General features: G+C 63.3%; 3 protein-coding genes. 1 reads left to right on the forward strand and 2 read right to left on the reverse strand.

The annotated features are described in order from the left end of the window. Nucleotides 1-446: 446 nt before the first annotated feature. A complete protein-coding gene (locus HD842_RS23750; RefSeq protein WP_183558761.1) occupies nucleotides 447-2,561 on the forward strand; it encodes a TonB-dependent receptor family protein in 2,115 nt (704 codons plus the stop codon). On the opposite strand, the gene HD842_RS23755 is transcribed toward HD842_RS23750, so the two are convergent. Beyond that, nucleotides 2,539-4,071, reverse strand: a complete 1,533-nt coding sequence (locus HD842_RS23755) for a DUF3482 domain-containing protein (protein ID WP_183558763.1) — start codon at nucleotides 4,069-4,071, stop codon at nucleotides 2,539-2,541. The two genes, HD842_RS23750 and HD842_RS23755, sit on opposite strands and share 23 nt — an antisense overlap. After that, nucleotides 4,068-5,546 (reverse strand): DUF2868 domain-containing protein, encoded by a 1,479-nt coding sequence (locus HD842_RS23760; protein WP_183558766.1) that lies wholly within the window; start codon nucleotides 5,544-5,546, stop codon nucleotides 4,068-4,070. Before HD842_RS23760 ends, HD842_RS23755 begins: the two co-directional genes overlap by 4 nt. Nucleotides 5,547-5,765: the final 219 nt, after the last annotated feature.

The following is a 5,765-nucleotide window of genomic DNA, read 5'->3' on the forward strand; positions in this document are numbered from 1 at the left end:
TGATAATTTAAGTAATCAAAGACCGAAGTCTTTGGCACCCTCATCAAACGCCCACACTTATCGACTGTTAATTTTTAAAGAACTTTATTCGGTGCATCTTGCTGTTGGTAGCGAATCGTTTTGTTCGCTGCAGCAGAGAAGAGAGATTATGCTGTGTTTCTGAAATCTCGTCAACTCTTTCTTTTCGCTTCGTCTTAGATTTCTCTGTAGACCTTGCTCCCGTAACCACTTGATTACGTTAACTTTTTCGGTCGGTGCCGAAGCGGAGGCGAACTATAACAAACCTTCCCAGGGTTGCGCAAGCCCTCCCAGAAAAGAATCTTCACACCGCACGTTTTCATCATGCGGCTGCGTCCCCAGCAGAATTCTGGCGCCCAAGGTATATTCCCCGGTTAAATAATATAAGACCAACTTTCACACTCTGCTCGCAATACTTTGGGGAAATAATGAAGCATCCTGTCCTGCGCCGCACCACGATCGCCGCCCTTTGCGCCTGCTGGCCGCTAGCCGCCCTTGCCGATGACATCCGCAATCCGATGAACGTGGTGGTCATCAGTGGCGCGCGTGCTGAACACACCAGCTTCGACCTGCCGGCCGCCATCGATGTCGTCGATGCGGCGCAGATCGGCGCCGCGCAGTTGCGCGTGAACGCCTCTGAAGCGCTGGCGGCGGTGCCGGGCGTCGTCGTGCGCAATCGAGAAAACTACGCGCAAGACCTGCAAATCTCCTCACGTGGCTTCGGCACGCGTTCGGCATTCGGTGTGCGCGGCGTACGCCTCGTTGCCGATGGCATCCCGGCCACCATGCCCGACGGCCAGGGCCAGGCCGCGACCTTCAACCTCGATGTCGCCGAGCGCATCGAAGTGCTGCGCGGCCCCTTCTCTGCGTTGTATGGCAATCACTCGGGTGGCGTCGTCCAGCTGTTCACGCGCGAACCGACCGACAAGCCGACGATCGAAGCCAGCTTCACCGGCGGCAGCTACGGCCAGCGCAAACTCGATACGAATGCGTCAGGCCGCAGCGGCGGTATCGGCTATCTGATCGATGCGTCGCGCTTCGAGACCGATGGTTACCGCGATCACAGCGCAGCCACGCGCGACCAGGCCTATGCCAAGCTGGTGGTCGAGCCAACGTCGACCAGCCGCCTGGTAATCACGGCCAGTGGACTGCGCCAGGATGATACGCAGGATCCACTGGGCGTGACATGGGATACCTTCCGTCGCGATCCACGCGCGGGCGAGATCGACACCACCGATACGCAATCGCCGCAGCGCACGCTGGCCGATCGTTATGACACGCGCAAGAGCATCGATCATCAACAATTCGGCGCGACATTCGAGCAGCGCTTCGGCCAGGATCGCCTGCAAGTCACGGCTTACGGCGGCAACCGCCGCGTGATCCAGTACCAGTCGTTCTCGCGCGGCTTCCAGGCGCCGGCCACGCACTCGGGCGGCGTCATCGATTTCGATCGCGACTTCTATGGCATCGATGCCAACTGGCGTGCGGTGCGCGCCGTCGCTGGCGGTACGCTGCGCACCACGGCAGGCCTCGAAATGGCGCAATCCAAGGATGCGCGCCAAGGTTTCGAGAACTTCATCGGCACGACCTTTGGCGTGAAAGGCAATCTGCGGCGCGATGAACAGAACGACGTGACCAGCGTCGACCCGTACGTGCAAGTCGAATGGGAACGCGACCAGTGGGTGCTCACCGGCGGCCTGCGTCACAGCCGCGTGGACTTCGACGTCGAGGACCGGTATCTCTCCAACGGCAACGACAGCGGCGGCACCGACTTCCGTCATACGACGCCACTGGTCGGTGTGCTGTACAAGATTTCGCCCACGCTGAACGTGTATGCGAGCGCGGCGCGCGGCTTCGAAACGCCAACGATGAACGAGTCGTTCTATTCAGGCACGGGCGGTGGCTTCAACTTCGCACTAGAGCCGGCGATCGGCACGCACCTCGAAGTCGGCGCCAAGGCGATGGTGGCCCGCGGCGTGCGCGTCAACGCCGCCGTGTTCCAGGTAAAGACCAAGGATGAACTGGTGGTCGATGCATCGTCGGGCGGCCGCACCAGCTATCGCAACGCGAGCGCCACGCTGCGCCAGGGTGGCGAGCTGTCGGTGGACGCGGAGCTGGGCGCCGGCTGGAATGCGCGCATCGCCATGAGCATGCTGCATGCGATCTACGACGAAGGCTTCGGCGCCGTGCCAAAGGGCAGCCGCCTGCCGGGCGTGCCCAAGTCGAGCTTCTACGGCGAATTGGGCTGGACCGAAGCGGCGGGCCGTTATGGCGTCGCGCTCGAGACGGTCGCCAACAGCCGTGTTTATGCGGAAGACACCAATACCGCGCAGACAGCGCCGGGCTACGCGGTCGTCAATGCCCGCGTGCAGGCGAGCCAGCAATTTGGCGGCTGGCGCCTGCGCCAGTTCGCGCGCCTGAACAACCTGTTCGACCGCGACTACGTCGGCTCGGTGATCGTGGGCGACGCCAACCGCCGCTATTACGAAGCGGCGCCTGGCAGTAACTGGCTACTGGGCGTCAGCGCGCAGTATCAGTTTTAATCAGGTCCACCGGGGCCGGCGCCGGTGCCGCTGCAACTGCTGGCGGCTCCTGTCCCGGCAGCGCGACATCCGGATACAGGCGCGCGAGCGTCGCCGTCACCGCCGGCACCAGAACAGCCTGCACCAGTTTGGTGGCCGCGCCCAGGTCCGGCGCGGCGCGCACGGATTGCCACAGGCGCGCGCTATCGACACCGCGGGCGGCCAGTGCGCTCTCAGCCTCGGCCTGCCAAAACGGCGGCGCTTCGCTTTCGACATAATTGCCGCGTCCACGGCCGAAGTGCGCCACTGCCAGATAGCGCAGAATCGCGCCGACCAGCATCTGCTGCAGGAATGGGTCGGCGAACTTCACGTTTGCCTGGTTGCGATCGGTCCCCTGATTGAAGCCCCACGCGGCGCCGGCAGCAGTGATGCCGCCAGCGATTGCGCCCAATAACGCGCCGGCGCCCATCGTCAGGCCGCCCGCCATCAAGTCAGCGGACAGGCCAGTGGTTGCACCTGCCACCACCGCACCCAATAATCCAGCCTGCGCCTTGTCCACTGGCGCGTTGACCGCGAAGTTGTCGCGCACGCGCGCATTGACAGCGACCGCCTGCCCCGGATCGATGCGATACAGGGACAGCATGCGCGCCGTCGCATGATTGATGCCGTCGTTCAGGCGCTGTACGAGCGCTGCCATCGCCAGCTCCTGGCGGCGCGCTTCGTCCTTGCCGATGCCGACTGCTTTCAGCGCGCTGCGCAGCATGCCCGGTCGTTGGTCCTCCAGCGCCTCGGTGTCGCGCGCGGCAGCGGCAATCTGTTCGGCGTTCATCTGCAGGGCGCTTGCATAGCGCTCGCGATTGCGCGCCGCCCAGGCAGACAGCAGGCGCGCGTAGGCGGGCTGCTTCTCGGCTGCAATCAGGTGCGTGACCGATTCATAGAACACGTGTTCATGCACCCAGCAGCGGGCGAAGGCATCGAGCGGCAGCACTTCCTTGACGACCGAGTACTGGGCCAGATGCTGTTTCCAGCGCTGTGGCTCGGCCTGTTCTTCGCTGGCCGGACGCGGTGGCCCGATCTGGTTCAGCAGCACAACCACGGGTTTGCCGAGCCATTCGAGGATATTCATCTCGGACGGCAGATAGCCCGCATCCTGTGGCGACTCGGACGAATTGACCAGGTACAGCACCACGTCGGCTTCTTCACGCGCAGCGCGCAGTGCCTGCTGGCTGAGGAAAAACGGACGGTCGCGATAGCGGTCGAAGACCTCGCGCAGGAACCAGCCGATCGGATTGCCGGCCATGGCCAGGCGTTTGTGCAGCCGCACCGAATCGCCGAAACCGGGCGTGTCCCACAACACGAGCGAGTCGCCAGCGGGTGTGGACAGCAGCGGATAGCCTTGCGAAATCTGGGTTACGTGTGCAGCATCGCGGATTTCACCGACGTCCATGCCAACGAGCGTGCGCGCCAGCGTGGTCTTGCCGTTGTTCGTATGCGAGACGAGGGCGAACTGGATCTTGGCAGGCTGGATCATCGCAGCTCCGGCAGGGTCAGGCCCGCACCCAGTTCAAGCGGATACTTGTCCGGTTCGAGCAAATTGACGACATGGGCCGACGTACCATGGAAGCTGCAGAACTGCCGCCACAGCGAATGACGCTCGGCGGCGCGTTCGGCGCCGACCTGGTCGCCGATACGTTCGAGCAGCGCCGATTCATCCAGCAGAACGGCGACACCGCGCGGCACATGCTTGACCAGATAGTCGAGCAGCGCGCCGTGATTTTCCTTCTCCGGTGTCGCAGCTAAGCTGAACAGCACGGTGGTGACCGTGATGCCGGCTTCGTTCAGCATCGTCTCGCGCAGTGCGTCCTTCGGTTCGATGCCATAGGCGACCGATGGCAGCAGCTGCACCCTCGCCTGCCCGCCCAGGGCCGAAGCTGCGATTGCCCACAGGCCGCGGTCGCGTGGCTCGTCGAGTGTGTAGGTGTACGGGATCACGCGCAGCACGGCCGGCGCGCTGGTACCGATGCTGTCGGCCAGTTTGCGGTAATACGGCTGGTCGAGGTCGAGCGGGAAGTGACGCGACAAATGGCGGGCGCGCAGGCCGGCAACAATCGCGAGCAGCACGCGTGGAATGATCACCAGCAGCAGCAACGTCGCGCCATACAAATGGACCCAGCGTTCGCCGACCGGCAGGCCGGCACTGCCGCCGAAGCGCAGTTGCTCGATCTCGGCCAGCGTGAAGCCTTGCAGGAACGGGAACACAGTCAGTGCCGGCGTGAAGAGCCAGGACAGCAGCGTGTGGACTTGCTGGGCGTCGAGGAAAGTGCTTTCCCAGCCAGTCACGTATTGGGTCAGCAGGCCACGCGCATACAGCGACGCGACGGCGCCGAGCGCGAAGCCGGCGGCCGCGAGATGCACCGTGCGGCTCAGGCGCGCACGCGTGAGTGGCTCACTGAGCACGGCCCAATCGGCCAGAAAGTGGGCAACGCCTTCGGCCAGTGCAGTAGGCAGCTTGCGTGGCGCGACGGCCTTGCCTACGCTCAGCCGACGCAGCAGCGGCGCACCGCTCTTCTTCTTGCGCGCAGCAGGCACTACCGCCCATACCAGGAGGCCTAGGTACACCAGCAGGTTCCAGGCAATGATGATCAGGAGCGGAGCGGATAACAAGTCGACCCGGTGCGGGTCGGCGATACGGTCAAGCGCGGCACCAAGCACGAAGGCGATGAAAGGCAGCGCAAACCAGATCCCGCGCATGCCGGGGGCGCGGCGCTGGAACGCGCCGAAGGCCGGCGTGCGTTCGCCGAGGCGCTTGAGGATTTGCTCGGCGCGCTGCTGCAGGAAGTGCTGCTGGTTGACGGCCGTATGACTGTCGGCAGCCTGCCATGCGGCGAGCTCGCGTGCGCTGCGGGTGGCGTACTTGCGATCGTCGTCGCTCAGTACGGTATGGCCAACATCGGCGTGCTCGATCGCGCGCGCCAGCACGACATTGCGTGCAACCTGTTCATTCATGCTGTTCCCGTGATTGAAATGACAATGCTGATGAATGCATTGTGCACCAGATTCACGGGCGTTGGCGGTGGGGTGGCGCACCGTGCTCGTCACATCGAAGAGTGAGCACGATAAAGCGATCGCGCAAAGCGAAAAGCCCCACTCAGATCACTGAGTGGGGCTTTTCTATATAACTAGCCTGACGATAACCTACTTTCACACTGGTTGCAGCACTATCAT

Source organism: Massilia aurea (assembly GCF_014200505.1).
Lineage (GTDB): Bacteria > Pseudomonadota > Gammaproteobacteria > Burkholderiales > Burkholderiaceae_D > Telluria > Telluria aurea_B.

Coding starts and splice junctions, on each gene's coding strand:
- HD842_RS23750 (WP_183558761.1), top strand. CDS start 447: ATGAAGCATCCTGTCCTGCGCCGCACCACGATCGCCGCCCTTTGCGCC.
- HD842_RS23755 (WP_183558763.1), bottom strand. CDS start 4,071: ATGATCCAGCCTGCCAAGATCCAGTTCGCCCTCGTCTCGCATACGAAC.
- HD842_RS23760 (WP_183558766.1), bottom strand. CDS start 5,546: ATGAATGAACAGGTTGCACGCAATGTCGTGCTGGCGCGCGCGATCGAG.